General features: G+C 65.1%; 23 protein-coding genes and 2 pseudogenes. 14 read left to right on the top strand and 11 right to left on the bottom strand.

Features of this window, described 5'->3' with window-relative positions; genetic code table 11:
• The first annotated feature begins 5 nt into the window (after nucleotides 1-5).
• From QJT78_RS03065 to QJT78_RS03045, 5 genes are all read left to right on the top strand, one after another.
• Nucleotides 6-764 carry an ATP-binding cassette domain-containing protein gene (locus QJT78_RS03065; RefSeq protein ID WP_028148002.1) on the top strand — a complete coding sequence of 253 codons (759 nt, stop codon included), beginning with the start codon at nucleotides 6-8 and terminating at the stop codon, nucleotides 762-764.
• Entirely contained in the window at nucleotides 764-1,846 is a 1,083-nt protein-coding gene (locus QJT78_RS03060) for an ABC transporter permease (RefSeq protein ID WP_028148001.1), read from the top strand. Before QJT78_RS03065 ends, QJT78_RS03060 begins: the two co-directional genes overlap by 1 nt.
• A 94-nt stretch (nucleotides 1,847-1,940) precedes the next feature.
• On the top strand, nucleotides 1,941-2,873 hold the full coding sequence (locus QJT78_RS03055; RefSeq protein WP_028148000.1) for a sugar-binding protein: 933 nt from the start codon (nucleotides 1,941-1,943) through the stop codon (nucleotides 2,871-2,873).
• A 107-nt stretch (nucleotides 2,874-2,980) separates the two neighbouring features.
• Complete coding sequence (locus tag QJT78_RS03050) at nucleotides 2,981-3,958, top strand: aldo/keto reductase (RefSeq protein ID WP_028147999.1); 978 nt, start codon at nucleotides 2,981-2,983, stop codon at nucleotides 3,956-3,958.
• 4 nt (nucleotides 3,959-3,962) lie between these two features.
• Complete coding sequence (locus QJT78_RS03045; protein ID WP_028147998.1) at nucleotides 3,963-4,805, top strand: amidohydrolase family protein; 843 nt, start codon at nucleotides 3,963-3,965, stop codon at nucleotides 4,803-4,805.
• Nucleotides 4,806-5,057: 252 nt separating this feature from the next.
• On the opposite strand, the gene QJT78_RS03040 is transcribed toward QJT78_RS03045, so the two are convergent.
• The 4 genes from QJT78_RS03040 to QJT78_RS03025 form a co-directional block, all read right to left on the bottom strand.
• Entirely contained in the window at nucleotides 5,058-5,423 is a 366-nt protein-coding gene (locus QJT78_RS03040) for a nuclear transport factor 2 family protein (protein WP_028147997.1), read from the bottom strand.
• Between the two features lie 154 nt (nucleotides 5,424-5,577).
• On the bottom strand, nucleotides 5,578-5,928 hold the full coding sequence (locus QJT78_RS03035; protein WP_014491332.1) for a RidA family protein: 351 nt from the start codon (nucleotides 5,926-5,928) through the stop codon (nucleotides 5,578-5,580).
• A 135-nt stretch (nucleotides 5,929-6,063) separates the two neighbouring features.
• Nucleotides 6,064-6,981: a PHB depolymerase family esterase gene (locus QJT78_RS03030; protein WP_028147996.1), complete on the bottom strand. Its 918-nt coding sequence runs from the start codon at nucleotides 6,979-6,981 to the stop codon at nucleotides 6,064-6,066.
• 3 nt (nucleotides 6,982-6,984) lie between these two features.
• A complete protein-coding gene (locus QJT78_RS03025) occupies nucleotides 6,985-8,643 on the bottom strand; it encodes an FAD-binding dehydrogenase (RefSeq protein WP_038952350.1) in 1,659 nt (552 codons plus the stop codon).
• Between the two features lie 250 nt (nucleotides 8,644-8,893).
• Between QJT78_RS03025 and QJT78_RS03020 the strand changes: the two genes are divergently transcribed.
• The 5 genes from QJT78_RS03020 to QJT78_RS03000 all read left to right on the top strand — a co-directional run bounded on the left by QJT78_RS03020 (nucleotide 8,894) and on the right by QJT78_RS03000 (nucleotide 13,352).
• Nucleotides 8,894-9,415, top strand: coding sequence for a hypothetical protein (locus QJT78_RS03020; RefSeq protein ID WP_014491335.1), 522 nt, complete (start codon nucleotides 8,894-8,896; stop codon nucleotides 9,413-9,415).
• 122 nt (nucleotides 9,416-9,537) lie between these two features.
• On the top strand, nucleotides 9,538-9,732 hold the full coding sequence (locus tag QJT78_RS03015; RefSeq protein WP_028147995.1) for a hypothetical protein: 195 nt from the start codon (nucleotides 9,538-9,540) through the stop codon (nucleotides 9,730-9,732).
• Nucleotides 9,733-9,756: 24 nt separating this feature from the next.
• Nucleotides 9,757-10,347, top strand: a complete 591-nt coding sequence (locus tag QJT78_RS03010; protein WP_014491337.1) for an SCO family protein — start codon at nucleotides 9,757-9,759, stop codon at nucleotides 10,345-10,347.
• 216 nt (nucleotides 10,348-10,563) lie between these two features.
• Nucleotides 10,564-11,499: a transporter substrate-binding domain-containing protein gene (locus QJT78_RS03005; protein WP_028147994.1), complete on the top strand. Its 936-nt coding sequence runs from the start codon at nucleotides 10,564-10,566 to the stop codon at nucleotides 11,497-11,499.
• A gap of 209 nt (nucleotides 11,500-11,708) precedes the next feature.
• On the top strand, nucleotides 11,709-13,352 hold the full coding sequence (locus tag QJT78_RS03000; protein WP_028147993.1) for a lysine--tRNA ligase: 1,644 nt from the start codon (nucleotides 11,709-11,711) through the stop codon (nucleotides 13,350-13,352).
• 115 nt (nucleotides 13,353-13,467) lie between these two features.
• On the opposite strand, the pseudogene QJT78_RS02995 reads toward QJT78_RS03000, so the two are convergent.
• A pseudogene (locus tag QJT78_RS02995) lies at nucleotides 13,468-13,563 on the bottom strand (carbonate dehydratase); the annotation flags it as partial.
• 8 nt (nucleotides 13,564-13,571) lie between these two features.
• A complete protein-coding gene (locus QJT78_RS02990; RefSeq protein WP_028147992.1) occupies nucleotides 13,572-14,225 on the bottom strand; it encodes a helix-turn-helix transcriptional regulator in 654 nt (217 codons plus the stop codon).
• Between the two features lie 293 nt (nucleotides 14,226-14,518).
• Here QJT78_RS02990 and QJT78_RS02985 point away from each other — a divergent pair, with 293 nt between their 5' ends.
• Both QJT78_RS02985 and QJT78_RS02980 read left to right on the top strand, forming a co-directional pair.
• Nucleotides 14,519-14,863 (top strand): DUF952 domain-containing protein, encoded by a 345-nt coding sequence (locus tag QJT78_RS02985; protein ID WP_038952352.1) that lies wholly within the window; start codon nucleotides 14,519-14,521, stop codon nucleotides 14,861-14,863.
• Nucleotides 14,860-15,957 carry a quinone-dependent dihydroorotate dehydrogenase gene (locus QJT78_RS02980; protein WP_028147990.1) on the top strand — a complete coding sequence of 366 codons (1,098 nt, stop codon included), beginning with the start codon at nucleotides 14,860-14,862 and terminating at the stop codon, nucleotides 15,955-15,957. Before QJT78_RS02985 ends, QJT78_RS02980 begins: the two co-directional genes overlap by 4 nt.
• A gap of 99 nt (nucleotides 15,958-16,056) precedes the next feature.
• Here QJT78_RS02980 and QJT78_RS02975 read toward each other — a convergent pair.
• The 5 genes and pseudogenes from QJT78_RS02975 to QJT78_RS02955 all read right to left on the bottom strand — a co-directional run bounded on the left by QJT78_RS02975 (nucleotide 16,057) and on the right by QJT78_RS02955 (nucleotide 21,233).
• Nucleotides 16,057-17,375: pseudogene (locus tag QJT78_RS02975) on the bottom strand (MATE family efflux transporter).
• Between the two features lies 1 nt (nucleotide 17,376).
• Nucleotides 17,377-18,111 (bottom strand): MBL fold metallo-hydrolase, encoded by a 735-nt coding sequence (locus QJT78_RS02970; protein ID WP_028154131.1) that lies wholly within the window; start codon nucleotides 18,109-18,111, stop codon nucleotides 17,377-17,379.
• A gap of 21 nt (nucleotides 18,112-18,132) precedes the next feature.
• Nucleotides 18,133-18,438 (bottom strand): DUF6460 domain-containing protein, encoded by a 306-nt coding sequence (locus tag QJT78_RS02965; protein WP_014491345.1) that lies wholly within the window; start codon nucleotides 18,436-18,438, stop codon nucleotides 18,133-18,135.
• Nucleotides 18,439-18,510: 72 nt separating this feature from the next.
• Nucleotides 18,511-20,199 (bottom strand): cisplatin damage response ATP-dependent DNA ligase, encoded by a 1,689-nt coding sequence (locus QJT78_RS02960; RefSeq protein WP_038942157.1) that lies wholly within the window; start codon nucleotides 20,197-20,199, stop codon nucleotides 18,511-18,513.
• Nucleotides 20,196-21,233, bottom strand: coding sequence for a ligase-associated DNA damage response exonuclease (locus QJT78_RS02955; RefSeq protein WP_049807430.1), 1,038 nt, complete (start codon nucleotides 21,231-21,233; stop codon nucleotides 20,196-20,198). Before QJT78_RS02955 ends, QJT78_RS02960 begins: the two co-directional genes overlap by 4 nt.
• Before the next feature lie 199 nt (nucleotides 21,234-21,432).
• Here QJT78_RS02955 and QJT78_RS02950 point away from each other — a divergent pair, with 199 nt between their 5' ends.
• Together QJT78_RS02950 and QJT78_RS02945 are read left to right on the top strand one after the other, a co-directional pair.
• Complete coding sequence (locus QJT78_RS02950; RefSeq protein WP_038942159.1) at nucleotides 21,433-22,359, top strand: methyltransferase domain-containing protein; 927 nt, start codon at nucleotides 21,433-21,435, stop codon at nucleotides 22,357-22,359.
• 116 nt (nucleotides 22,360-22,475) lie between these two features.
• Nucleotides 22,476-23,705: an ABC transporter substrate-binding protein gene (locus QJT78_RS02945; RefSeq protein ID WP_028154127.1), complete on the top strand. Its 1,230-nt coding sequence runs from the start codon at nucleotides 22,476-22,478 to the stop codon at nucleotides 23,703-23,705.
• Nucleotides 23,706-24,007: the final 302 nt, after the last annotated feature.

Raw genomic sequence — 24,007 nt, 5'->3', positions numbered from 1 at the left:
CGCTGATGACAAAGGCTGAAGCGACACCGGTCCTCGAGCTGACCGGCATCGGCAAGGAGTTCGGCGCAATCCGCGCGCTACACGGCGTCGACCTGCAGGTCCAGCCTGGCGAGGTCGTAGGCCTGATGGGCGACAACGGCGCGGGCAAATCCACGCTGGTCAAGATCATCGCCGGCAATTTCCGTCCCAGCCATGGCGAGATCCGTTTTGCCGGCAACGCGGTCCATTTCAACCGGCCCGTCGATGCCCGCGGCGTCGGCATCGAGGTCGTCTACCAGGACCTCGCGCTTGCCGACAATCTGACGGCTGCTGCCAACGTCTTCCTCGGCCGCGAGCTGAAGCGCAGGTTCGGTCCGCTCGCATTGCTCGACCACAAGGCGATGGCGGCGCGTGCGCTGGAGCTGTTCGGCGAATTGCGCTCGGAGACGCGCCCCGACGATCTCGTCAAGCAGATGTCTGGCGGCCAGCGCCAGGCGGTTGCGATCGCGCGGACGCGCCTCTCCAACGCGCGGCTGGTCATGATGGACGAGCCGACCGCCGCGATCTCGGTGCGCCAGGTCGAGCAGGTGCTCGGCCTGATCCACCGGCTGAAGGAGCAGGGCGTCGCCGTCATGCTGATCTCGCACCGCATGCCCGACGTGTTCTCGGTGTGCGACCGCGTGATCGTCATGCGCCGCGGCGAAAAGCGGGCCGACAAGCCGATCCACCAGACGTCGCCCGAGGAAGTCACCGCCCTGATCACCGGCGCGAAGGAGGCGGCGTGATGGCCATGCCCTTGGAATCTCCGATCAGCTTCACCAATGTCGGCCGGATCAGATGGTGGCAGCGCGGCATCTTCGCCTCCCAGACCGGCTATGTCCTGCTCGCGCTGGCGATGCTGCTGGTGGTGATGCATTTCGCCAGCCCCTATTTCTTCACCGAAGGCAACATGCAGAACGTGGCGAAGAATTTCTCCTTCATCGCCATCGCCACCCTCGGCGTCACCTTCGTGATCATCACCGGCGGTATCGATCTGTCGGTCGGCTCGATGATGTGCTTCTCCGCCATGATCACCTCGATGGTCATGACCGAGCTGTCGGCGCCCGGCTCGCCCGCAGGCTCGCTGTTCGTGCATATGGCCGCTGACGGCAAGACCGTGCTGGCCAACGTGCCGGGTCTGATCCTGCTGATCTCGATCCTCGCGGGGCTCGGCGTCGCGCTGATCGCGGGCCTCGTCAACGGTTTCTGTATCGCCGTGCTCGGCCTGTCGCCCTTCGTCACGACGCTCGGCATGCTCTCGATCGTGCGTGGGCTCGGCTATGTCGTCTCCAACGGCCGCGGCAGTTTTCCTGGCGGGCCGGACGCTGATTACTTCTACGCGCTCACCTCGGGCGACGTGCTCGGCGTGCCGGTGCCCTTCATCTACCTCGTGATCCTCGCGCTGGCGATGGCCGTGGTCCTGCACCACAGCTCGTTCGGCCGCCACGTGTTCGCGCTCGGAGGCAACGAGAAGGCCGCCGAACTCACGGGCATACCGGTCGTGCGGGTGAAGATCGAGGTCTATGTAATCTGCGCGCTTGCTGCAGGGCTCCAGGGCGTCATCATCTCCGGCTGGCTCGGATCCGCGCCCGCCAACATGGCGACGTCCTACGAGCTCAACGTGATCGCGGCGGCCGTCATCGGCGGTGCCAACCTCGCCGGCGGCATCGGCGGTCCGTTGGGGGCCATCGTCGGCTGCGTGCTGCTGGAAGTGATCCGCAACGGCCTCGTGCTGGCACAGGTCAGCTCCTACTGGCAGCAGACGCTGGTCGGCGTGATCATCATCCTGGCCGTGCTGGTCGACCGCATCCGCTCGCGGATAATCTGAAATGACGTCGTTCCGGGAGGGCAACGAAAATGTCGCCTGTCCGCTCCCCGGACGATCCTAAGAGGATGGGCGCCAGAGAAGGGTGGAGGAAACAATGAGGAAACTTCTTCTTGCCGGCATCGCCGTCGCGATGATGGCGACGCCGGCGCTTGCCGCGAACTACCGTTTCGTGATCGTGCCCAAGGCGATGAACAATCCGTTCTTCGACTTCGCGCGCGACGGCTGCCTGAAGCGTGCCAAGGAGCTCGGTAACATCGAGTGCATCTACAAGGGGCCGGTGGAGCATGAGCCGGCGACGCAGGCGCAGATCATCCAGGACTTCGTCACCCAGAAGGTCGACGGCCTCGCCATCTCGGTCGCCGACGTTGCGGCCATGACCAAGTCGATCGAGGCGGCGACCGCGGCCGGCATCCCCGTCATCACCTTCGATGCCGATGCGCCTGGTTCCAAGCGGATCGCCTATATCGGCACCAACAACAAGGAGTTCGGCGTCGCGCTCGGCAAGGAGCTCTTGAAGCTGCGGCCCGATGGCGGCAAATACGCGATGGTCTCGGGCGGTCCGGGCGCCAAGAATCTCGCCGAACGCGTCGACGGCGTCCGCGAGGCGCTGAAGGGCTCGAAATGGACCGAGGTCGCGGGCTCGCCGACCTTCTGCAACGACGATCCGGCGCTGGCGGTCCAGCAGATGACGGACATGCGCACCGCCACGCCCGACCTCGCCTCGATCGTTCCCATCGGCGGCTGGCCGATGTTCGCCCCCGAAGGCTTCAAGGCCTTCGCCTCCAGGAACAAGAAGGACATCGACTCCGGCAAGTTCACGCTGGTTGTCGCCGATACGCTGAAGATGCAGCTCGAACTGCTGCGCGACGGTTACGCCAATGCGCTGGTCGGCCAGCGTCCGTTCGAGATGGGCGAGAAGGCGATGGATACGCTGCTCGCCATCAAGAAGGGCGAGAAGGTGCCCGAGATCGTCTATACCGGCCTCGATCTCGTGACCAAAGACAACGTTGCGCAGATGTTGAAGTAGGAGCGCCGCCAGCCCCGTGCTCCTGCGATCCTCTCCCGCTTGCGGTTTCCGTAAGCGGGAGAGATGATTTGGACGGTTAAGAGGCAGACTTTTGGAAGGCAATGGGAATGAAACGATCGCGGCTCGGCTCCCTCGACGTCACCTCAATCGGTCTAGGTTCGGCCCCGCTCGGCGGATTGTTCACCGCCGTCAGCGATACCGATGCGCTCGCCACGATCGAGCGCGCCTGGTCGGCCGGCATCCGCTTCTACGATACCGCGCCGCTCTACGGCTTTGGCCTCGCCGAACGGCGGATCGGCGCTTTCCTGCGGCAGCAGCCGCGCGACTCCTACGTCATCTCGACCAAGGTCGGTCGTCTGCTGCGCGCGCCGGATGGCGCGGCCGCCGAGGACGCGCACTACAAGGGCACGTCGCGCGAGCGGCCGGTGTTCGACTTCTCCCATGACGGCGTGATGCGTTCGGTGGAGGAGAGCCTGACGCGCCTTGGGCTCGACCGTATCGATGTCCTGCTCGTGCATGATCCCGACGATCACTATGACGACGCCGTGGCCGGCGCCTTCCGCGCGCTCCAGCGCCTGCGCGCCGACGGCACGGTCAAGGCGATCGGTGCCGGCATGAACCAGTCGGAAATGTTGGTCCGTTTTGCCCAGGCCGTTCCGGTTGACTGCTTCCTGCTCGCGGGCCGCTACACGCTGCTCGACCAGGGCGCGCTGGATGCGCTGCTTCCGGTCTGCCGCGAGAAGAACATCGGCATCCTGCTCGGCGGCATCTACAACAGCGGCATTCTGGCCAATCCGCATCCTGGCGCGAAGTTCAACTATCAGGACGCCGACGCGGCGCTGATCGCGCGTGCGCTCGAGCTCGACGAGCTCTGCCGCAAGCACGGGACCGAGCTGAAGGCCGCCGCGCTCCAGTTCTGCATGGCCCATCCGGCGGTCACAATTGCCGTGCTGGGCGCGCGCAACGCCGCGGAAGTGTCCGACAACATCGCGATGTCGGAGAAGGCGGTGCCACAAGCCTTCTGGCAGGAGCTGCGTGCGCGCAAGCTCGTCGACGCACGCGCGCCGTTGCCGGGCGGAGCGTGAGGGCATGATCATCGACGGTCATCAGCATTTCTGGGATCCGTCGCGCGCCGACTATCCCTGGATGGACGCGCCGGAATTGGCCTCGATCCGCCGTGCCTTCGGCCCCGCCGATCTCGCGCCGCTGTTGAAAGCAAATGGCATCGACGCGAGCATATTGGTTCAGTGCCGCTCCGCGCTGGAGGAGACCGAGGAATTCTTGCGGGTCGCGCATGCGGCGCCCTCGGTGATTGGCGTTGTCGGCTGGGCCGATCTGACGGACGGTGCGCTTGGCGATACGCTCGACCGCCTGCGGGCTTCGCCCGGCGGCGACAGGCTGGTCGGCATTCGTCACCAGGTGCATGACGAGGCCGATCCGGACTGGTTGCTGCGCGAGGACGTTCAACGCGGCCTCACCGCAACATTCGCCCGCAATCTCGCCTACGATTTCCTCGTCCGCACCCGCGAATTGCCCGCCGCGATTGCAACCGCGCAGGCCTTTCCGCAAGGGCGTTTCGTGCTCGACCACGCCGCAAAACCGCCGATCGCCGATGGCGGAAGCGCCGAATGGGCCGATCGCATCGCGGCTCTCGCGGCCTGTAGTAATGTCTGGTGCAAGATTTCGGGCCTCGCGACGGAAGCGGTGTGGAGTGACTGGCACGCCGAGCGGCTGTTTCCGTTCGTCGAACATGCCGCAACATGTTTTGGCGAGGATCGCCTGATCTTCGGCTCGGACTGGCCGGTGTGTCTGCTTGCTGGGAGTTACGGCGAGATCAAGGGGGCGCTGGACGCGTGCCTGACGAAGCTTGGGCCGCAGGTGCGGGAAAAAGCGTTCGGGGTGAACGCGAAGGCTGCGTATCGGTTGGCTTGATTGCAGTCGATGCGCGCTGCTTTCTTCCTTCTCCCCTTGTGGGAGAAGGTGGCATAGACGGCCTTCGGCCGCCGTTCTTAGGAACGCCGAAGCGAAGCTTCGGCTATGGCGCCGGATGAGAGGTATGCCTCAGCGAACTCAACTCTCAAGATTCTCGCGTGGAGAGATACCCCTCACCCCAGTGAGCCTGCGTCTACGAGCGGAGATGCCCTCTCCCGCAAGGGGAGAGGGCACAGCAACGGGTAAGAGACGTCACGCGCCCGCGGGCACCTGGTCCAGAAATCCCGTGATGCTCCTGATGCGCCCGTCCTTCAGTACGGCGAAATCCGTCCCCTTGATCGGGCTGTCGACACCGTCGGGACCGAGGCCCCACGAAAAGCGGACATGCTCGCCGTAGCCGTTGGGCTCGCCGATCAGCGTGAACTTGAAGTCGGGGAAACGCTGCTGCACGCCCGCGATCAGCGCGTCGATGCCGTCCCGGCCGTCGCCCTTCATCAGGGGATCGACATAGCTCGCATCCGCCGTCCAGTTTTCGCTGAGCAGTTCGCGACGGCGGCCTGCGGCGCGTTCGTTCCAGAGCTCGATGTAGCGGCGGGCGATGGTGACGGGGTCGGTCATGGTGCTCTCCTTCGATTGCGCCGTGTTCGGCTGTCTCGACTATCGAAGGTTCGCACGCGCAGATCGATTACCTCGGAGGTCATGCGTGCGCAGAAAAGAAGCGCGATGATGCTCTCATCGCGCTTCGGACGTTCGCAACAATGTCAGCGCGAATTTACTTCGCCGCGGTGACCATGATCTCGACGGTGTACTGAGCCGCCGCGAGCTTGGCTTCGACGGTGGCGCGAGCCGGGGTGTTGCCGGGCGAGACCCAGGCGTCCCACACCGCGTTCATCTCGGCAAAGGTCTTCATGTCGGTGATGTAGATCGTGGCCGAGAGCAGCTTCGACTTGTCGGTGCCGGCCTTGGCGAGATGGCTGTCGATGGTCGCCAGGATGTCCTGGGTCTGCTTCGTGACGCTTTCACCGGCGGCCTTGTTGGCGACGACGCCGGCGAGATAGACGGTGTTGCCGTGCACGACGACCTGGCTCATGCGAGGGCCGGTTTCGAAACGCTGGATGCTCATTGGGGGATCTCCTGGTGGGAATGGCGGCCCTGTCTAACCCAGCGCTCTACTGTATGCCACCCCGGGCACGCATGCGTTGCCGGGCACGCATGCGTTGCCAGGCACGCTTGCGTTGCCCGCTGACGCAAGCGTCGTTCACGGAAACTGACTGAAAAACGACCAGATCGTCTCGGCGCCGTCGATGTCGCGGTTCTGCGGCCCGAGCAGGCTGGTTGCAACCTTCGGGAAGCGGGCATCCGGAGCGAAGCCGGGCATGCGGTGGCCGCCATGGTTGATGCGATAGAGCACGACGTCGTGCCCTTTGGGACAGCGTGAGGAGATCCGTGTGACCGTAGACTGATCCGCGGGTGCCTTCTCGGGCAAATCGGTCACCTCGGCGTCGTCGGTCTCGCAGCCATTGAGCTTGCGCCAGAAGGCCAGCGTCTCTTCGGTGGACCAGAACCCGTCTGCGGCATAATAGCTCGATCCGCGTCCGCCCTCGTAGGGGACCAGCGGATCGGCCGTGCCGTTGATGAGCAGCATCGGCAACGGCCGCGATGGATGGCAGGTGACTGCGGCCTCATCCGTGAGATTCATGATCACGCTCGCGCCCGCCGCAAACAGATCGGCGCGCGCGCAAACCAGCGTCATCGCCATGGCGCCGCCATTGGAGATGCCGGCGACATAGACACGCTTCGGGTCTGCCGTGCCGTTCGTCACCAGCGTCTCGACCAGCTTTGCGATGAAGGCGACGTCGTCGGTGCCCTCGGGCGGGCCACGCAGCGCCGGTCCCGCCTTCGTCCGCGCATCGGCCCAGGCATGGTTGAGGCCATCGGGAAAGACCACGGCAAAACCTTCGCGCTTCGCGACCTGCGGCCACGCCGTTCGCGCGACCATGTCGGCGCCGCGCTGGGTCTTGCCGTGCAACACGACCACGAGCGGCACCAGCCGCTTTGCCGGCAGTTGCGCGGTGTAGGATCGCTTCCCGCCGTTGACGTCGATTGTCTCGGCGGATGCAGCAGAAGCTGCGGCCGATGCCGCAAGAAGCACCCCGATCTGCGTCCACTTCCGCATGATCTAGCCCACGGCCTTCGCCGCGGCGCGGCCGGCATTGCGGCCCGAGAACAGGCAGCCGCCGAGGAAGGTGCCTTCCAGCGAGCGATAGCCGTGCACGCCGCCGCCGCCGAAGCCGGCGGCTTCGCCGACCGCATAGAGGCCGGGAATGACGCTGCCCTCGCTGCCGAACACGCGCGAGTCGAGATCGGTCTCGAAGCCGCCGAGCGTCTTGCGGGTGAGGATGTTGAGCTTGACCGCGATCAGCGGTCCCTGCGCGGGATCGAGGATGCGGTGCGGAGAGGCGGTGCGGATCAGCTTGTCGCCGATATAGCGCCGCGCATTGTGGATGTTCATCACCTGCGCATCCTTGACGTAGGGATTGGCGATCTCGCGGTCGCGCGCCTCGATCTGCATCCTGACGTGCTCGAGCTTGAGGAGGTCGCTGCCGGCGAGCTTGTTCATGGCCGCGACGAGATCCTCGATCTTGTCGCGTACGATGAAGTCGACACCATGGCTTTTGAATGCCTCCACCGGCGCCGGCGCGCCTTTGTTGGTGGCGCGGCGCAGGGTCATCCGCCAGCTCTTGCCGGTCAGATCAGGATTCTGCTCCGAGCCCGACAGCGCAAATTCCTTCTTGATGATGCTCTGGGTCAGGATGAACCAGGAATAATCATAGCCGGTGGACATGATGTACTGGAGCTGGCCGAGCGTGTCGGAGCCGGGAAACAGCGGCGCCGGCAGCCGCGTGCCTGTTGCGTCGAACCACATCGAGGACGGGCCGGGCAGGATGCGGATGCCGTGGCGCGGCCAGATCGGATTCCAGTTCTGGATGCCTTCGACATAATGCCACATGCGGTCGCGGTTGATCAGCCGCGCGCCCGATTTCTCGGTGATGCCGATCATGCGGCCGTCGACATGCTCGGGCACGCCGGAGATCATGAACTTCGGCGGCTCGCCAAGCCGCTTCGGCCAGTTCTGCCGCACCAGCTCGTGATTGCCGCCGATGCCGCCGGACGCCACGATCACGGCCGGCGCCTCCAGCGCGAACTCGCCGACCACGTTGCGCGACGAGCTCTTGCCACGCTCGACATTGTCAGGGGCGAGCACGGCGCCGCTGATGCCGTCCACCGTGCCGTTGGTGATGGAGAGCGCGTCGACGCGATGGCGGAACCTGAAGGTCAGCCGGCCGCTCTTCATGGCCTCGCGCGCGCGGCGCTCGAACGGCTCGACGATGCCGGGGCCGGTTCCCCAGGTGACGTGGAAGCGCGGCACCGAATTGCCGTGGCCCATCGCGTCATAGCCGCCGCGCTCGGCCCAGCCGACCACCGGGAAGATGCGATGCCCCATCGCGCGCAGCCAGTCGCGTTTCTCGCCCGCCGCAAACGCCACATAGGCCTCGGCCCACTGGCGCGGCCAGAAATCCTCGTCGCGGTCAAAGCCGGCGGTGCCGAGCCAGTCCTGCATGGCGAGGTCGAAGGAGTCCTTGATGCCGAGCCGGCGCTGCTCGGGAGAGTTGACCAGGAACAGGCCGCCGAACGACCAGAATGCCTGGCCGCCGAGCGACTGCTCACCCTCCTGGTCGACCACGATCACGCGCTTGCCGGCGTCGGCAATCTCGGTTGCGGCCACCAGTCCCGATAGTCCCGCACCGACGACGATGACGTCTGTCTCTTCAGCCATAGGTTCCCCCCTGTAGTTACCCGGGATTGAAGCCAGCGGTCGCAGCTGAGATCAAGGGTGTGGCGCATAAGGCATCGTTAACTTGTTCCGGTTTGGGACCGAGTCGGGCCTGGTGCAGCGCGGGCGCAACACTGGATTTGAATTTGTTTTGAGCCAGCCGGCGTGCCTAGACAAAACCACGGTTACGACGGACGCTAGCAACACATCACCACCTGACACGCAGATTCGAATTCGACTGGGGCGGGGGACAATGAAGTTTCTGACGGGGTTGCTCGCGGCGGTTCTCCTGATCGCGGGCATGGGGGCTTCTCACGCAGTGGTTCGGATTGCGGATGACCGCGGTGGCCGGATCGGAACCTACGTCGACAGATACCAGGACCTGCGCCAGTCAGGCGACACCGTCATCATCGACGGCCTCTGTGCCTCGGCCTGCACCATCGTCCTCGGCGCCATTCCGCGCGACCGCATCTGTGTGACCTCGCACGCGACCCTCGGCTTCCACGCCGCCTGGGATTTCGGCACCAACGGCCGCGCCGTCACCAATCCCGAAGCGACCCAGATGCTCTATGCGATGTATCCCTCGCAGGTGAAGCGCTGGATCAACCAGCGCGGCGGCCTCACCCCGCACATGCTGTTCCTGAGGGGCAAGCAGCTCCAGGCCATGTACAAGCCCTGCTACCTCGACGCGCAGGCCTCGACCAACCGACCCCTGCGCCGGGCTCTCCCGCAAGCGGAAGAGCTGGAGTCCGCTCGGGGCCAGCTGCTTCGCTGACGTCATCGGCGCGATCTGATTCCGGGAAGTATTCCTTGGAACACCCGCGGCGCTTGCCCGAGCCCGGGCCAACGCCTATTTTGAATGGCAAGGGAACCGGGGCCTTCGCCCCGATCGTTGTGATGGCTCAACCGCTGCACCCGGCCCAACCGCTACAGGACAATTCGCCCACTGCCGACCGGCTGCCGTTCGTGCTGCTGTTGGCTGGCGCGGGGATCGGCGGTCTGGTCGTGCTCGGCGCGCTGGCGCTCTGGTTCCACTACGGCAGCCAGGTGTTCTTCGAAATGATCAGGACCGGCTTTGCCGCCTGCTTCTGATCTGCGACAGGAAGTTTTCCGCTCATGAGCTCCACCGCCCGTCCGCTGGTGATCGCGACCGCCTTCGCTGCAAGCCTCGTCGTCGGACTGCTGATCGTGTTCTGGGCGATGGGCGGGGTCAGCAAGGTGGCGCAGCCCGCCGCGATCGGCGGCCCGTTCCAGCTCACCGACCAGCATGGCAAGGCCGTCACCGACAAGAACCTGAAGGGCAAGCCGACATTGATCTTCTTCGGCTACACCCATTGCCCCGACGTTTGCCCGACCTCGCTGTTCGAGATTTCGGAGGTGCTGCGCGCGATGGGCAAGGATGCCGACAAGGTCAATGCCGTCTTCATCTCGGTCGATCCAGAGCGCGATACGCCGGCGACGATGAAGGACTATCTGTCGAGCTTCGACCCGCACCTCGAAGGGCTCAGTGGCGACCCCGCCGAGACCGCCAAGGTGATCACCTCCTACCGGGTCTATGCCAAGAAGGTCCCGACCAAGGACGGCGACTACACCATGGACCACACCGCGCTGATCTACCTGATGGACCGCGACGGGCGGTTCGTATCGCCGTTCAACATGAAGCGGACGCCGGAAGAGGCCGCGGCGGATCTGAAGCGGTATCTCTGAGGACCCTGTTTGGGTGCAGTCCCTTCCACATCGTCATGGCCGGGCTTGTCCCGGCCATCCACGTTCTTGGGCGGGCGAGAAAGTCCGTGGATGCCCGGGACGAGCCCGGGCATGACGGCTGAGAGACCTTGCCCAGCCCGCAATCGGCACTCGCGTTCCCGGCGGGATGGTCTATAATGCCCTCCGATCCCAACGAAATTCGTTCATTTCCCGCCGATGGCCCCGTCGCGACAGGCAAAATCGTCCAAAACCGTGCGGCGCGTCCTGACCGGGCTGGTCGTCGGTGCTTGCCTCCTCGCAGGCCTGCCCGCCGCAAAGGCGCAGGCGCCCGCCAAGCAGCCCCCGGCGGCACCCCAGGCCACGCCGCAGGTCGCCCCTCAAGCGGCCCCCCAGGCCGTGCCCGGCTTCTGGGACCCGCGGCGGCGGCCGGAGCGGCCCGACCTGTCGCGCCTGACCGTGATCCGCTTCCTGACCGAGACCGACTATCCGCCGTTCAACTACACCGGCGCCGACGGCAATCCGGCCGGTTTCAACGTCGATCTCGCCCGCGCGCTGTGCGAGGAGATCAAGGTCACCTGCACGGTGCAGATGCGCCGTTTCGAGACCCTGGTCGACGCGCTCTCCTCCAACCGGGGCGATGCCATCATTGCCTCGATGGCGGTGAGTCCGCAGCTCCGCGTCCGCGTCGATTTCACCGATCCCTATTACCGCGTGCCGGCGCGCTTCGCCTCGCGCAAGGATGCGGTGATGCCGGAGATCCGGCCCGAATATCTCGAGGGCAAGAAAGTCGGCGTCATCACCGGCTCCGCGCACGAAGCGTATCTCAAGGCGATGTTCACCGACGCCGAGCTGCATCCCTATCCCAACGACGACGCGATGCGCGCCGCCTTGCGCAAGGGCGAGGTCGACTTCATCTTCGGCGACGCCATCTCGCTCGCGTTCTGGATCAACGGCACGGATTCCGGCGATTGCTGCGCCTTCTCCGGCGGCCCCTTCGTCGAGAGCCGCTTCTTCGGCGAGGGCATCGGCATCGCCGTCCGCAAGGGCAACGACGTGCTGCGCCAGGCCCTGAACTGGGCCCTGTTCCGCGTCTGGGAGAAGGGCCGCTACACCGATCTGTGGCTGCGGTATTTTTCGGTGAGCCCGTTCTGAGCTCTTCACCTCGCCCCGCTTGCGGGGAGAGGTCGGAATTCAAGCGCAGCTTGGATTCCGGGTGAGGGGGACTCTCCGCGAGTCCAACTCTCACCGTGATCGCGGAAGCAGCCCCGTAGGAACGGGGAGAGGGAGCAAGCGCGGCGATCACCCCACAAAATTGCATTCTGCCCGGAAATCGCTATTTTCCGCGGCCCGGAGGCCCCTGAATGTCTGTCATCGATCTTGCCGCGAACCCGAGCGACCTGCGTGCGCTCGCCGAACAATCCAACGCCTGGCCGTTCGAGCAGGCGAAGGCCATTGTCGCGCGGCTGAAGAAAAGCCCGAAGGACGAGGTGCTGTTCGAGACCGGTTACGGCCCGTCCGGCCTGCCGCATATCGGCACGTTCGGTGAGGTCGCGCGCACCTCGATGGTGCGCCATGCCTTCCGCGTGCTGACCGAGGACAAGATCAAGACGCGCCTGCTCGCCTTCTCCGACGACATGGACGGGTTTCGGAAAGTGCCCGACAACGTCCCCAACAAGGAGATGCTGGCCGCGCATCTCGGCAAGCCGCTGACGCGGGTGCCGGATCCGTTCTCCAACGAGTACCCGTCGTTCGGGCACCACAACAACGCGCGTCTGCGCGCCTTCCTCGATCATTTCGGCTTCGACTACGAGTTCGCGAGCTCGACCGACTACTATACGTCCGGCCGCTTCGACGCGACGCTGCTGAAGATGCTCGCCGCCTACGACAAGGTGATGGCGATCATCCTGCCGACGCTCGGCCCCGATCGCCGCGCGACCTATTCGCCGTTCCTGCCGATCAGCAAGACGACGGGGGGCGTGCTCCAGGTTCCGATGATCCGGCGCGACGTCGCGGCGGGCACCGTGACCTATGTCGATCCGGACACGAACCAGGAAGTCGAGACGCCCGTCACCGGTGGCAACGTCAAGTGCCAGTGGAAGGCCGACTGGGCGATGCGCTGGGTCGCGCTCGGTGTCGACTACGAGATGGCCGGCAAGGATCTGATCGACTCTGTGAAGCTGTCAGGCGCGATCGCCAAGGCGCTCGGCGCCACGCCGCCCGAAGGTTTCAACTACGAGCTTTTCCTCGACGAGAAGGGCCAGAAGATCTCGAAGTCGAAGGGCAACGGCCTCACCATCGACGAATGGCTGCGCTACGCTTCGCCGGAATCGCTGTCGCTGTTCATGTATCGCGAGCCGAAGGCGGCCAAGCGGCTGTATTTCGATGTCATCCCGCGCAATGTCGACGACTACCAGCAGTTCATCGACGGCTTTGCGAAGCAGGATGGCAAGCAGCAGCTCGGCAATCCGGTCTGGCACATCCACAACGGCCATCCGCCGAAGGGCGACATGCCCGTCACGTTCCAGCTCCTCTTGACGCTGGTGTCGTCGTCGAATGCGGAGAATGCCGAGACGCTTTGGGGCTTCATCGGTCGCTATCGTCCCGGCGTGAGCCCGCAGACGCATCCGAAGCTCGATGCGATGGTCGGCTATGCCATCAACTACTATCGTGACTTCGTGGCGCCGACGAAGCAGTTCCGCGAGCCGACCGAGGTTGAGCGCGCCGCGTTGCAGGATCTGCGCGATGCCCTGTCGCAGCTTCCGCAGGAATCCTCGGCCGAGGACATCCAGAACGTTGTCTACGAGATCGGCCGCCGCGAGCCGTTCCTCGACCAGGTCAAGAAGGGCAAGGACGGCCGTCCAGGCGTGACGCTCGACTGGTTCAACATGCTCTACCAGGTGCTGCTCGGCCAGGAGAAGGGCCCGCGCTTCGGCTCCTTCGTTGCGGTCTACGGCGTGAAGAACGCGGTGAACATGATCGACGGCGCGCTGGCGCGAAGCGCGTGAGGGGCGCGTAGCCCGGATGGAGCGAAGCGAAATCCGGGGTCTTTACGAGCAGCCCCAGTAGTCCCGGATTGCGCTGCGCTCCATCCAGGCTACGGGTCTCGACGGGTCTCGCGCCTCAGATCGAGCGCAGCACGAAGCGCCGGTTGTCCTTCTGCACCGGGCGCGCGTTCATCGGATAGAGCTTTGCGAACGCGGCGACGTCGGTGGCCGACGACGCAATCACTGGCTCGCCCACACGATTCGCGCGATCCAGCCGACGTCGCTCGGCGCCAACGTGTGCTCGGCCTGCGATGCATCGAGGGGCTGCAATTCCAGTGCCTTTGCCGTGCGGCGCTTCAGCGTCGCGACCGTCACCTCGCCCGTCTTGGTCTTCACCACCACGCGATCGCCTCTGCGGATCGGCGCGCGGGGAGAGATCAGGATGACGTCGCCGTCGCGATAGGCCGGGGCAAGCGCATCGCCGGAAATCTCCAGCGCAAAAGCGCGACTGTCCTCGGCGGTGGGAAGCGCAAGCTCGGTCCAGCCCTTGCCGGATGGAAAGCCGGACTCGTCGAAAGCGCCGCTCGCGCCGGCCAGCGCGAGGCCGAGCAGCGGCACCGAGCAGCCGTCGCTGGCGTTGTCACCGATCAACCCGGCAAAGGTGTCCATCGAGGAGCCGGCCGCCGCCAGCGCTTTCGCGATCGATTCGGTGGATGGCCAGCGCTCACGCCCGTCGGGGGTGACGCGCTTGGACTTGTTGAAGGTGGTGGGATCGAGCCCGGCCCGCTTGGCGAGGCCGGACGGCGACAGGCCGGCACGCTCCGCCAGCCGATCCAGCGCTCCCCAGATCTGGTCGTGAGTCAGTATCCTCTGCGCTTTGGCCTGTCTGACCATGGAAGGTCCAGCCCGTCGCAACTCAGGAAAACTATCCTCAAATCAACCGGTTTTCCGTTTTTCGCGCAAGGGGTGGCGGGGGAAGCATTTTCAAGCGAAGCGGATACCGGTTCGTGTCAAGAAAACGCGTCAAAACATGAATTTGAAGCCCCGTTCCGATTTCATCGGAGCGGGAATGGCTCTAAGCCTTGAGTTCGGAGGGGGCGGCCATTACGGTCGCGCCCGGGTTTTGAGAACCCGCACGAGACGAAAAAACCCAAAAGACTCAAAGAGCAAACAGGGCTGCGTGAGCGGTGGTCAAGATCTACAAAATCTGTCCGGCCTCGGCCTGGCGCGAGGCGGAACGGCAGGGTGTCTACCAGGGCAGCGCGGACGATTCGCGCGACGGTTTCATCCATTTCTCGACCGCGCCCCAGGTTCCCGAGACCTTGCGCAAGCACTATTTCGGACAGCGCGCGCTGTTCCTGGTCGAGGTCGACGGCGACGCGCTCGGCAGCGCATTGCGCTGGGAGCGCTCGCGCAATGAGGAGCTGTTTCCGCACCTCTATGGCGAGCTCGATCTCGGCGCTGTGCTGTCGGTGATGAATCTCAACATGCGCTCCGATGGCGGCCACGACGTTCCGGAGCTTAACCCGTGATCCGCGCCTTCGACGCCTTTTCGCTGCCGGTGCTGCGTTGGCTCGATCCGGAGGATGCGCATCGCCTCGCGATCCAGGGCCTGCGCTTCCTGCCGCCGGTCAAGCCGCGGCCTGACGATCCCAAGCTCGCGGTGCGTGCCTTCGGGCTCAACTTCCCCAATCCGATCGGCATGGCCGCGGGCTTCGACAAGAGCGCCGAGGTCCCGGATGCGCTGTTGCGGCTCGGCTTCGGCTTCGTCGAGATCGGTTCGGTGACGCCGAAGCCGCAAAGCGGCAATCCGCGGCCGCGGCTGTTTCGCCTCGAGCGCGACGAGGCCGTGATCAACCGCATGGGCTTCAACAATGACGGCGCTGAAGTCGCGCTGCGCCGGCTCGCCGCGCGCGCACAGAATGGCGGCATCGTCGGGGTCAATGTCGGCGCCAACAAGGATTCGCCGGATCGCGTCGGCGATTACGTCAAGCTGATCGAGACCTTTGCGCCGGTCGCGAGCTATTTCACGGTCAACGTCTCCTCGCCGAACACGCCGGGCCTGCGCAATTTGCAGGAAGGCGCGTTGCTCGACGATCTCCTCGGACGCGTGATCGACGCGCGGGAGCGGGTACGGCAGAAGGCCGGCGACACGCCGGTGCTGCTCAAGATCGCGCCGGACCTCAGCCTCGCCCAGCTCGACGATGTCGTCCAGGTCGCGCGCTCGCGCCGGGTCGACGGCATGATCGTGTCGAACACGACGATCGCGCGGCCGAGCACGCTGCGCGAGGAGATGCGCGCCAAGGAGCAGGGTGGCCTGTCCGGCCGGCCGCTGTTCCGCCTGTCGACGCGCATGGTCGCGGAGACCTATGTGCGCGTCGAGGGCGCGTTCCCCTTGATCGGCGTCGGCGGTGTCGACTCCGGCGGCGCCGCGCTGACCAAGATCCGCGCCGGCGCGAGCCTGATCCAGCTCTATTCGTCGCTGGTCTACAAGGGCCTCGGCCTGGTCGACGAGATCAAGCGTGATCTCACCTCGACGCTGCTGCGGACAGGGCGGGATTCGCTGTCGGAGATCGTCGGTGCCGATGCGGCGACGCTGACGGCGGAAGACTGGCCGGGGATGTAACCACCGTCCAGTAGCCCGGATGGAGCGCAGCGCAATCCGGGAATCTTTCCGCGAGCACGAAGACCCCGGATTTCGCTGCGCTCCATCCGGGCTACGAATCTACGATTTCGGAAACGTCGCCCGATACAACGCAGGATACCTTGCGCCCTGCAATCCGCCGCGGGCGACGTAGAACGCGATCAGCGCGCTCCACAGCCCGGCATTGCCGAACGATTGCAGCGCCCACCAGGCGCCGATAGAGATCGTGAACGATAACAGCATCAGATTGCGCATCTCGCGCGCCCAGGTCGCGCCGACATAGATGCCGTCGAAGCCGAACGCGAACACGCCGGGGATCGGCGCAAGCACGATGAACGGCAGGAATTCGCGCGCGGCGCGGCGGACATCCTCGCTCGCTGTCATGACTTTGATCAGGTTCGGCCCGAACAGCGCGAACAGCACCGCGACGACCAGCGCGAAGCCGAGGCCCCACAGCAGCACCAGCCGGGTCGAGTCCGCAAAGCCTTTTGCATCGCGTGCGCCAAAAGTGCGCCCGCAGAGCTGCTGGGCCGCGTTCGCAAGACCATCGAGGCGCTGACCAGCAGGAAATTGTTCAGCACGGAATTCGCCGCCAGCGTGACGTCGCCGGCGCGCGCGCCCTTGGCGGTGAAGAACAGGAACACGGCGATCAGCGCCGCGGTGCGGATCATGATGTCGGAGTTCACCGCCAGTAGCCGCATCAGCTTTGCCCGGTCCAACAGCGTAGCAACGGGCACCGCAAAGCCGCCATTGGCATAGCGCCGGCAGACGATCACGCCGAGCACGAAGCCAATCGTCTCCGAGAGCAGTGCGGCGATCGCCGCGCCCGCGATGCCGGTGTCGTAGACCAGCACCAGCAAGATCGTCGCCGCCATGTTGATGAGGTTGATGACGACCTGCAGCAGCAGCGCCGGATTGGCGCGCGCCTGTCCCACCAGCCAGCCGAGAATGACGTAGTTGGCGAAGGCGAACGGCGACGACCAGATCCGGATCATGAAATAGGTCTTTGCCGCGCGCGTGACGCCTTCGCTGCCGCCCATCAGGTCGAACAGTGCGGCGGCCAGCGGCAATTGCAGCACGATCAGTGCGGCGCCGATCAGGCCCGCGACAATGAAGCCGCGCACCAGGATCACGGTCTGCTCGCGCGTTTCGCCCGCGCCCATCGCCTGCGCCGTGAAGGCGAGTGTGCTCATGCGCAGGAAGCCGAACAGCCAGAACAGGCAGTCGAAGATGACGGAGGCCATCGCGACGCCGCCAAGCAGCGCGGCATCGTCGAGTCGCCCGATCGCGGTGGTCGAGACCACGCCGATCAGCGGCGTGGTGAGGTTCGCGACCATCGCGGGACCGGCGATGGCGAACACCTGGCGGGAGCCTATCCCTAAGTGAACGGGCGCGTGCATGTCAGAACACGAGCACCATGCCGTCTTCGGCGGCGAGATGCGGGACGTCGTCCAGGCGCGACAGCACGTCGTCGCTCATATGGGTGAGGACAAGCCGCTTGGCGCCGATGGCGGGGAGGTGCTGTTCCAAGGTCTTCAGGCTGAGATGGTTCTTGACCACCTTCTCGTACATATAGGCTTCCGCAATGAAAAGGTCCGCGCCATGCGCCAGCGGAATGAGCGCCTCCGTCCATTCGGTGTCGGCGCTGTAGGCGAGCGTGCGGCCTTCAACCTCGACGCGGTAGGCCAAGAACGGCCCGCCGGATTCGCCGTGCACCACCGGGTAGGGCGTCACATTCACCGCGCCGAAGCTTTGGCTTCGCCCGGGCGCGAGTTCGATGAGGTTCAGCTCGAAGCGCTGCCTGGTCTTCGAGGAGTGCTCGAACAGCGCCTCCATCACCTGGCCGAGCCGCGTCTCGAGGCCTTGCGGGCCCGCGATCGTCAGCGGCCGGGCCCGCCGCGAGAATTGCGCATCGAGCAGGACAAACGGCAGCCCGGCAAAATGGTCGCCGTGGAAATGCGTGATCAGGATCAGGTCGATCTCATCACGGTCGATCTCGAGTCGCTTCAACGCCGGCAGAGCCGACGCGCCGCAATCGATCAGGAAGTTGGCCGCGCGCCCCGAGACGTGGAAGCAGGTGTTGAGCCTGCCGCCCGAGCCGAACGCGTCGCCGCAGCCGATAAAGCGCAATTGCATCGGCTGCGGGCTCCCAAATCCTTACCTGTTGCGCGGCGCGCCGAACACGCGCGACAGCAGCCAAATCGGGATCACGATGACGGCGCCGAGCAGGAAGTAGCGCCACAGCCAGTTCACCGCGTCGAAGCCGAGATCCCACAGACGCTGGAATAGCAGGCGGATGCTGTAGATGATGTTCCAGGGATCGAAGCCGATCGCGGCGAGCACGACGCCGACCAGGATCGAGAGCAGGACCAGGCGAAACGCGACCGCCAGTGGCGAGCCGCCGAGAAAGCGGTTCAGCCCATCGCTGCGGCCGGCCGGCAAATCTCTGACGTCTTGGACCATCTCAAACTCCTCGCGGGGATTCGACCCCATTATAGGTCACGGCGGGGCACATGGGGAACCCGCATTCCCTCGTCAATGGCTGTCGGCGGACGCCGCAACCTTAATTGTTGGTAGGGATTCGTCAGCCTTCAGCATCTTTTCCAGCGTTTCCAGCCGGTCGGCCTCGCGCGGCGGCTTGTCCCAGCGCAGCCGGCTGATGCGGGGAAAGCGCATGGCGACGCCGGATTTGTGCCGCGGGGAACGCTGCAGCCCCTCGAACGCCACCTCCAGCACCAACCCCTTGTCGCGCTCGTGCACGACGTGGCGCACGGGGCCGAATTTCTCGGTGGTGTTCCGGCGGACGAAGCGGTCGATCTGCAAGAGCTCCTCGTCGGTGAAGCCGAAATAGGCTTTTCCGACCGGCACCAGCTCGTCGCCGGCTTCGCCCTCGGTCCAGACGCCAAAGGTGTAGTCGGAGTAGTAGGACGAGCGCTTGCCGTGGCCGCGCTGCGCATACATCAGCACGGCATCGATGATGTGCGGATCGCGCTTCCACTTCCACCACTGCCCTTTTGGGCGCCCCGGCAGGTAAGGCGCATCGCGCCGCTTCAGCATGACGCCCTCGACGGCGTCGGCATCTTCGCCCGCGCCGGCACTCGCGGGATCGGCGCGCGCCGCGGTCAGCGCCTGCCAGCTTGCGAAGGGCACGGTGGGCGACAGGTCGATGCGGGGATCGTCGAGCTTGCCGACGAACGTCTCCAACCGTTCGCGCCGCTCAGCGAAGGGCAGCTCGCGCAGATCGTTCCTGTCGTCGCCGAGCAAATCGTAGGCGCGCAAATGGATCGGAAACTCCTTGATCAGCTTCGGCGAAACGACCTTGCGGTTGAGGCGCTGTTGCAGAACATTGAAACTCTGCACGCGGCCTTCGCGCAGAATCAGAAGCTCGCCGTCGATTGCGCCTGCGAGCCGCAGCGACGGCACGAGATCCGGAAAGCTCCCCGTGATGTCCTCGCCGGTGCGCGAATAGAGCCGCGCCGTGATCTGCCCGCGCTCATCGCGGCCAGCCACCGCCTGCACGCGGATGCCGTCCCATTTCCATTCGGCGATGTAGTCGGCGGGATCGAGTGTGGCGAAATCCGTGTCCTCGATCGCGTGCGCGAGCATCACCGGGCGGAACGGCGCGGGATCGCGATTGACCGGCTTTTCGCCGCGGCCTTCGAGCCAGGCGAACAGGTCGAGATAGGGAGGGCTGAGCCCCGGCCAGATCAGCTCGACCTCATGCGGGTCCTTGTCGCCGAGGGCAGCGGCTGCAGTCTTGGCGAGGCGCGCGGAAATGCCGATGCGCAGCGCACCGGTGACGAGCTTCAAGAGCGCCCAGCGGCCGGTCTCATCGAGCTCGTCGAGCCAGCGCTCGAGCTGCTTTGGCAGCTCGGTCTTGCCGAGCGTGCGCAGCGTGGTGACGACGTCCGTGAGGGTTGGGGGAGGTGGGTTGTTGTGGGCTGCCATGGCCGCTTTCGGCCACATCAGTGCCACCGTCTCCGAGAGATCGCCAACGTAATCGTAGGACAACCCGAACAGCACCTCATCCGTGCGCGCCGCGATCAAATCGCGGATCAGCGCGGGCTTGGCATGCTTGAAGCTCAGCGCGCCGGTCAGCGCGGCCAGGGCGTAGCCGCGGTCGGGATCGCCGACTTCGCGGAAATAGCCGGTGATCAGCCGCAGCTTGTTGTTGCGGCCGGGCTCGTAGGCGAGGCGGTCCAGCAGTTCGGCGAAGCGGTTCATGCTTCGGCCTCATCTTGAAGCGGCGTCTCGCTCTCCTCCTCGTCGCCGTAGCCGACGAGATCGAGCGGCTGCGCGCGAAGACCTTGCGACTTGCACCAATGCACCAGCGCGTCTTCCTGGCCGTGCGTCACCCAGATCTCGCCGGCGCCGGTCGCCGCGATGGTCGCGGTGAGGCCGTCCCAATCGGCATGGTCGGAGATCACCAGCGGCAGCTCGATGCCACGCTGCCGTGCGCGGGCACGCACCCGCATCCACCCCGAGGCAAAGGCGGTGACGGGGTCGGGAAAGCGCCGCGTCCAGAGGTCCGAGGTGGCCGACGGCGGCGCCAGCGTGATGGTGCCGGCGAGCGCCGCCTTCTTCACGCCCATCACCGGCTTGAGCTCGCCGAGATTGATCCCGCGGCTCTGATAATACTCGGCGATCTTCTCCATCGCGCCGTGCAGGTAGATCGGCGCGTCATAGCCGGCCTGCCGCAGCAGCGCGATCACGCGCTGCGCCTTGCCGAGCGAATAGGCGCCGACCAGATGCGCCCGTTCGGGAAACAACGCAACGGAGGCCAGCAGTTTCCTCACCTCGTCGGCGGCATCGCCATGGCGAAACACCGGCAGGCCAAAGGTGGCTTCAGTGATGAAGACGTCGCAGGGGACGAGCTCGAACGGCGTGCAGGTCGGGTCAGGCGCATCCTTGTAGTCGCCGGAGGCGACGATGCAGGTATCCTTGCAGGTGACGGCGATCTGCGCCGAGCCCAGCACATGGCCAGCCGGGTGAAACTTGACCTTGACGTCGCCGAGCCGGATTTCCTCGCCATAGCTGATAACCTGCGTCGAGCCGGCGAAGTTCTCGCCATAGCGCAGCCGCATCATGTCCAGCGTTTCCTGCGTCGCCAGCACCGCGCCATGGCCGGCGCGGGCATGGTCGGAATGGCCGTGGGTGATCACGGCCCGCTCGACCGGGCGGACAGGGTCGATGTGGAAGTTGCCGGGCTTGCAGCACAGGCCGTCAGCAGTTGGCAGCAGGATGTCTTGCGGACGCATGTGCGTCATATAGGGAGCGGCCACCCCAAATGAACCCGTCTTCGCGGGCTTGCCGTCTCCGCTAGGCTTCGCCGGCCCGGCGGTGTAAAAGCCCGCCGAAGCCAATTGGCGGAGGCGGGACCCGCGCCTCCATCCTTTTAAACAGTTCCCTTTTTGATGGATTGCCGGGTCGAGCCCGGCGATGACGAGCCGAGTTCCTATGCCCCTGCGCCTGTTCCATTCCTCCGGCGATCTCATGGCCGACCGCCGTTTCGAGTTCGCGTGCGACCTCCAGCTCAAGGGCGATCTGTCCGCCGCCGCCTACCTCATCGAGCAGGCGATCGAGCTCGCGCCTGACTTCACCTCGGCCTGGTTCACGCTTGGCGAGATCCGCCAGCAGCTCGGCGAGCGCGACAAGGCGATTGCGGCGTTCCGGAAGGCATGCGACTGCGACCCCGAGGACCAGCACGGCGCCGGCCTGCATCTGATGCGGCTTGGCGACGCGCAGATGGCGGAGATGCCAAAGGCCTATGTGCAGGCGCTGTTCGACCAGTACGCGCCGCGCTTCGAGCATGCGCTGATCAACGACCTCGGCTACCGCGCGCCGTCGCTGATCTTCAAGGCGGTGCTGGCCGCGCGCGTCGCCGCGAAGAAGCCGGCCTTCTTCAAGCGTACCATCGATCTCGGCTGCGGCACCGGGCTTGCGGCCGCTGCGTTCGCCAAGCAGGTCGATCATTTCATCGGCATCGATCTGTCGCTCGGCATGATCAAGGAGGCGCGCGCCACCGAGCTCTATGCGGAGCTCGAGGTCGCCGACATGATAGAAGGCCTGCGCACCAAGGGCGATGCGAGCGCGAACCTCGTCGTCGCCGCGGATGCGTTCGTCTATCTCTCCGATCTCGCGCCGGTACTCACGGAAGCGCAGCGCGTGCTTGTATCCGGCGGCGTGCTCGCTTTCACGCTGGAGACGCATGACGGCAGCGGCATCGTGCTCGGCGAAGGCCTGCGTTATGCCCATTCGGCGGAATATGTGCGTGGCGCGATGGCGAAGGCCGGTCTCAAGCTGCTGACGCTAGAGCCGGCCTCGCCGCGCATCGAGAACAACGAGCCGGTGCGCGGCCTCGTCGTCGTTGCCGAGAAAACTTGAGTTTAGGCGCTAAACACCTCGCGATTTAAGCGTCATTGCGTCGCAAAGCGGCGTCTTCCTACTTGCGAGCCGTGCTGCGTTGCCAGCACAATGCGCGCACTAGGGAGAAACAAATAATGACCAAGAATCCAACGCGGCGCGATTTCAACGCCGGCGCGCTCGCCACCATCGCTGCATCGACCTTGCCTGCGCCGTATGTCTGGGCCGCGGAGAAGAAATACGATGCGGGCGCCAGCGACACCGAGATCAAGATCGGCCAGACCGTGCCGCATTCCGGCCCCGGCTCGCTGTACGGCGTGTTGGGGCGCATCGGCGAGGCCTATTTCCAGATGCTGAACGAGAAGGGCGGCATCAACGGCCGCAAGGTCAAGTTCCTCACCATGGACGACGCCTACAGCGCGCCGAAATGCGTCGAGGCGACACGGCGGCTGGTCGAGCAGGAGGAAGTGCTGGCGCTCTACGGCTCGCTCGGCACCGCGCCGCAGACTGCCGTACACAAGTATCTTAATTCCAAGGGCGTGCCGCAGCTCCTGCTCAACACCGGCGCGTCCAAGTGGAACAATCCGAAAGAGTTCAAATGGACGATGGCGGGCCTGCCGCTCTATCCGACCGAAGCGCGCATCCTGGCGCGGCACGTCGTCAGCGTGAAGCCGAATGCCAAGGTCGGTATTCTCTACCAGAACGACGATTTCGGCCGCGACTTCCTCGGTCCGTTCAAGAAGGTGCTGGCCGATGCCGGCGGCACCGCGCAGGTGATCATGGAGCAGACCTATGATCTCACCGATCCGACCGTCGATTCCCAGCTCATCAACCTCTCGAAGTCGGGTGCCGACGTCTTCTACAACATTTCCACCGGCAAGGCGTCGTCGCAGTCGATCCGCAAAGTGGCCGAGCTCGGCTGGAAGCCGCTGCAATTGTTGTCGGCCGGCTCGACCGGACGCTCGATCCTCAATGCCGCGGGGCTGGAGAACGCCACCGGCATCGTCGCCATCCGCTACAACAAGGAAGTCGGCCTGCCCAAATGGGAGAAGGACCCCGACGTGATGGCGTTCGAGGAGCTGCGCAAGAAATACACGCCGGCGATCGATCAAGACAACACCATCGCCTATGCCGGTTACGGCCAGGCCGTGACCATGGGCGAGATCCTGCGCCGCTGCGGCGACGATCTCACCCGCGCCAACGTGCTGAAGCAGGCGTCCACGCTCGCAGGCTTCCACTCGCCCTATTTCCTCGACGGCGTCACCTACAGCTACACGCCGGAGGACTACACGCCGATGAAGACGCTCTTCATCTCCACCTTCAGCGGCAAGGACTGGGACATCTCCGACAAGCCGATGTCGGAGTAGGCCGCGCTTTCTTCCTTCTCCCCTTGTGGGAGTAGGTGGCGCGAAGCGCCGGATGAGGGGTCTTTCTCCACGTACGCGAAAGAGAATGACGCGCGGAGAGATACCCCTTGTAAGTCGAAGCGCCGCAGGTCAGCTATTGTAGACGTTGCGGTGACGGACGGGAGCCCGCAAACCCCCAGGTCGTTGCAGGCCGTGGGTGAGAGAGGTGCCCCGTCCGTTAGTCCATTGAACCCGAACAGTCGCCTGGGCCGCAAAGTGCGAAGCCCGATTAGGCAAGGAAGGGTGACCATGGATATCATCGC

It is taken from the genome of Bradyrhizobium sp. Mp27, from assembly GCF_029953005.1.
Taxonomy (GTDB): Bacteria; Pseudomonadota; Alphaproteobacteria; order Rhizobiales; family Xanthobacteraceae; genus Bradyrhizobium; species Bradyrhizobium barranii.
Note: the sequence above shows the minus strand (reverse complement) of the source record. Positions and strands in the feature narration are given on the sequence as shown.

Coding starts and splice junctions, on each gene's coding strand:
- QJT78_RS03065 (WP_028148002.1), top strand. CDS start 6: ATGACAAAGGCTGAAGCGACACCGGTCCTCGAGCTGACCGGCATCGGC.
- QJT78_RS03060 (WP_028148001.1), top strand. CDS start 764: ATGGCCATGCCCTTGGAATCTCCGATCAGCTTCACCAATGTCGGCCGG.
- QJT78_RS03055 (WP_028148000.1), top strand. CDS start 1,941: ATGAGGAAACTTCTTCTTGCCGGCATCGCCGTCGCGATGATGGCGACG.
- QJT78_RS03050 (WP_028147999.1), top strand. CDS start 2,981: ATGAAACGATCGCGGCTCGGCTCCCTCGACGTCACCTCAATCGGTCTA.
- QJT78_RS03045 (WP_028147998.1), top strand. CDS start 3,963: ATGATCATCGACGGTCATCAGCATTTCTGGGATCCGTCGCGCGCCGAC.
- QJT78_RS03040 (WP_028147997.1), bottom strand. CDS start 5,423: ATGACCGACCCCGTCACCATCGCCCGCCGCTACATCGAGCTCTGGAAC.
- QJT78_RS03035 (WP_014491332.1), bottom strand. CDS start 5,928: ATGAGCATCCAGCGTTTCGAAACCGGCCCTCGCATGAGCCAGGTCGTC.
- QJT78_RS03030 (WP_028147996.1), bottom strand. CDS start 6,981: ATGCGGAAGTGGACGCAGATCGGGGTGCTTCTTGCGGCATCGGCCGCA.
- QJT78_RS03025 (WP_038952350.1), bottom strand. CDS start 8,643: ATGGCTGAAGAGACAGACGTCATCGTCGTCGGTGCGGGACTATCGGGA.
- QJT78_RS03020 (WP_014491335.1), top strand. CDS start 8,894: ATGAAGTTTCTGACGGGGTTGCTCGCGGCGGTTCTCCTGATCGCGGGC.
- QJT78_RS03015 (WP_028147995.1), top strand. CDS start 9,538: ATGGCTCAACCGCTGCACCCGGCCCAACCGCTACAGGACAATTCGCCC.
- QJT78_RS03010 (WP_014491337.1), top strand. CDS start 9,757: ATGAGCTCCACCGCCCGTCCGCTGGTGATCGCGACCGCCTTCGCTGCA.
- QJT78_RS03005 (WP_028147994.1), top strand. CDS start 10,564: ATGGCCCCGTCGCGACAGGCAAAATCGTCCAAAACCGTGCGGCGCGTC.
- QJT78_RS03000 (WP_028147993.1), top strand. CDS start 11,709: ATGTCTGTCATCGATCTTGCCGCGAACCCGAGCGACCTGCGTGCGCTC.
- QJT78_RS02990 (WP_028147992.1), bottom strand. CDS start 14,225: ATGGTCAGACAGGCCAAAGCGCAGAGGATACTGACTCACGACCAGATC.
- QJT78_RS02970 (WP_028154131.1), bottom strand. CDS start 18,111: ATGCAATTGCGCTTTATCGGCTGCGGCGACGCGTTCGGCTCGGGCGGC.
- QJT78_RS02965 (WP_014491345.1), bottom strand. CDS start 18,438: ATGGTCCAAGACGTCAGAGATTTGCCGGCCGGCCGCAGCGATGGGCTG.
- QJT78_RS02960 (WP_038942157.1), bottom strand. CDS start 20,199: ATGAACCGCTTCGCCGAACTGCTGGACCGCCTCGCCTACGAGCCCGGC.
- QJT78_RS02955 (WP_049807430.1), bottom strand. CDS start 21,233: ATGCGTCCGCAAGACATCCTGCTGCCAACTGCTGACGGCCTGTGCTGC.
- QJT78_RS02950 (WP_038942159.1), top strand. CDS start 21,433: ATGCCCCTGCGCCTGTTCCATTCCTCCGGCGATCTCATGGCCGACCGC.
- QJT78_RS02945 (WP_028154127.1), top strand. CDS start 22,476: ATGACCAAGAATCCAACGCGGCGCGATTTCAACGCCGGCGCGCTCGCC.